This window comes from Streptomyces niveiscabiei, assembly GCF_001419795.1.
GTDB classification, from domain to species: domain Bacteria; phylum Actinomycetota; class Actinomycetes; order Streptomycetales; family Streptomycetaceae; genus Streptomyces; species Streptomyces niveiscabiei.
On sequence record NZ_LIRL01000370.1, the window covers coordinates 1 to 2,600 of the forward strand.

At 73.4% G+C, this 2,600-nt stretch carries 3 protein-coding genes; 2 read left to right on the plus strand and 1 reads right to left on the minus strand.

Annotated elements, in window-relative coordinates; translation table 11 throughout:
- Window positions 1–102: 102 nt before the first annotated feature.
- Window positions 103–522, minus strand: coding sequence for a VOC family protein (locus AOK24_RS18675; RefSeq protein WP_055721213.1), 420 nt, complete (start codon window positions 520–522; stop codon window positions 103–105).
- A 138-nt stretch (window positions 523–660) separates the two neighbouring features.
- Here AOK24_RS18675 and AOK24_RS18680 point away from each other — a divergent pair, with 138 nt between their 5' ends.
- Window positions 661–1,926: a beta-ketoacyl-ACP synthase 3 gene (locus AOK24_RS18680; protein WP_055721214.1), complete on the plus strand. Its 1,266-nt coding sequence runs from the start codon at window positions 661–663 to the stop codon at window positions 1,924–1,926.
- Window positions 1,913–2,600, plus strand: a 688-nt coding sequence (locus tag AOK24_RS18685) for a beta-ketoacyl-[acyl-carrier-protein] synthase family protein (protein WP_276206843.1), incomplete at its 3' end; no start/stop codon positions are given. The genes AOK24_RS18680 and AOK24_RS18685, both read left to right, overlap by 14 nt.

Below are 2,600 nucleotides of genomic sequence, written 5' to 3' on the forward strand. Positions count from 1 at the left end.
TGTATAAGAGGCGGGTGCACGGCAGGGGGATAACGGCGTGAGGGGGGTACGGGGGAGAGCCGGGGTACGCCGCACGGTCGTCGCGACGTCGCGTACGGCGGACTACTGGTGGTTCTCGGGCGGCGAATAGCCGCCCCCTGCCACGGCCGCGATCCGCCGGCGCAGCAGGCAGAATTCGTTGCCCTCGGGGTCGATGAGCGGATACCAGCTCTCCTCCCCGGTCTGCCCGATGTCCGCGTGCCGCGCTCCGAGGGCCAACAGGCGTGCCAGTTCAGTGTCTTGGTCGCGGTCCGTGGGGCTCACGTCGATGTGGAGGCGGAGTTTCGCGGGGCGGGGGTCGCTTGTCGGGCTGAGGACGACGGTGGGCTGTGGTCCGCCGAACCCGACCCCGGGCGGCCCGATCTCGATGCTGCCGTCCTCCTCGCGGCCGACCTCGACGTACCCGAGGACGTCCGCCCAGAACACGGCGAGCCGCTCGGGGTCGGCGCAGTCGATGACGAGTTCGCTGATCCGGCATGCCATGAGGGCAGTCTATGAACCCCGCCGCACCTCCCTTGGCGCCTCGACCGCCCCCCGTGTGAGTGATGACTCCCGGTGTCCACAACCGCTTTCCTGGAACCCGGCGTGCCCCTCCCCCCCACTCACGGAGCGAGTCATCGCATGTCCCCCACCCCCGCCTCGGTGATCCGAGGTGTCGGCGCCTGCCTGCCCGAACTCACCGTGACGAACGGCGACTTGGTCGGCGGCGGGCTGGACACCTCGGACGACTGGATCAGGACCCGTACGGGTATAGCGACGAGACGCAGGGTCACCCCGGGTACGAGTACGGGTGACCTGGCGACCAGGGCGGCGCGCGAGGCGCTCGCCGGGCTCCCCCCGCCTCAGCTCCTCGTCCTCGCGACCACGACCCCGGACCACCCCTGCCCGGCGACCGCTCCGGAGGTGGCGAGCAGGCTCGGCCTGGGCACGGTCCCCGCCTTCGACCTCGCGGCGGTCTGCTCCGGCTTCGTGTACGCCCTGGCGGCGGCCGACGCCTGGATCCGCGCCGGCATGGCGACATCCGCGCTGGTCATCGGCGCGGAGACGTACTCCACGATCGTCGACCCCGCCGACCGCAACACGGCGATCCTGTTCGGCGACGGCGCCGGGGCGGTCGTCCTGGGCCTCGGCACCCGCGACGAACCCGGCGCGATCCTCGCGACCGACCTCGGCAGCGACGGCACGGGCGCGGACCACGTGATGATCGAGGCGGGCGGCTCGCGTTGGCCGGACCCGGCGCGGCTGGACGGCACGGCCGCGCACACGCTGCGGATGAAGGGCCGCGAGGTGTACGGCCAGGCGGTACGCCGGATGACGGCCTCGGCGCGGCGGACGCTGGCCCAACTCGACTGGCCCGCCAGCACAGTTGGCGCGTTCGTCGGCCATCAGGCCAACCAGCGCATCCTGGACGCCGTGGCCGACCGCCTCGGCATCGGCGCCGAGCACCGCCACGGCAACATCCGCGACGTCGGCAACACGGCCGCCGCCTCGATCCCCCTGGTCCTCGCGGACGTCGCCCGGCGCCGCGCCGTACCGCCGGGGACCCGCACTCTCCTCACCGCGTTCGGCGGCGGCCTCACCTGGGGTTCCGCCGCGCTGACCTGGCCCGATCCGAAGAAGGAGCCCGCCATGACGACCACCGAACCCACGGTTTCCCCCGTGTACGACCACCTCGTGCACCTCCTGGCGACGAAGTTCGAGGCCGACTCCCCCGCCCCCGACGCCACGTTCACCGATCTCGGCCTCGACTCCCTCGCCGTCGTCGAGCTGTTCGTCACCCTCTCCGACCACTGGTCGATCGCCCTGCCGGACACGGAGGCGGACCCCGGACTGACGGTCGCGGCGACGGCCGCGCTGGTGGAGAAGGCGCGGAATGAACGGAGTTGACGGCCCCGCCCACATCGCGGTCACCGGGATCGGGCTGGTGACGCCAGGGGGCACCGGCCGGGAGGCCACGTGGCGTACGGTCCTGGCGGGGCGGGCCACGGCGGCCCGGGTCCCTCGACTCAAGGGCCTGGGCGCCGAGTTCGCGTGCACGGTCCCCGATCCGCCCGCGCTGAAGCAGAGTTGGCAGTACGACCGCCACACCCGGTTCGCTCTCGCCGCCGCCGACGAGGCGCTCGCCGACGCGGGACTCGACCCCGGGGACTGGGACGGGGAGCGGGTCGCTGTGGTCGTCGGCACCGCGTTCGGCGGGACGGAGTCCCAACTCGGCCAGCACGAACGCCTGTTGACCGGCGCCCAGGTCTCCCCGTACCTCGTGCCGATGTTCCTGCCCAACATGGCGGCGGCCCAGGTCGCCCTCCGGGTCGGGGCGCGCGGCCCGGTCTCCGGGGTCTCCACGGCCTGCGCTTCGGGGGCGACGGCGATCGGTACGGCGATGGGGCTGCTGCGGGACGGCGTCTGCGATGTCGCCCTCGCCGGGGGCGCCGACGCGGCCGTGCACCCCCTGTGGATCGCCGGGTTCGACAGCATGGGCGCGTTGTCGCGGCGCGGGCGGTCGCGGCCCTTCGACGCGGCGCGGGACGGGTTCGTGATGGGGGAGGGGGCCGGGATTCTCG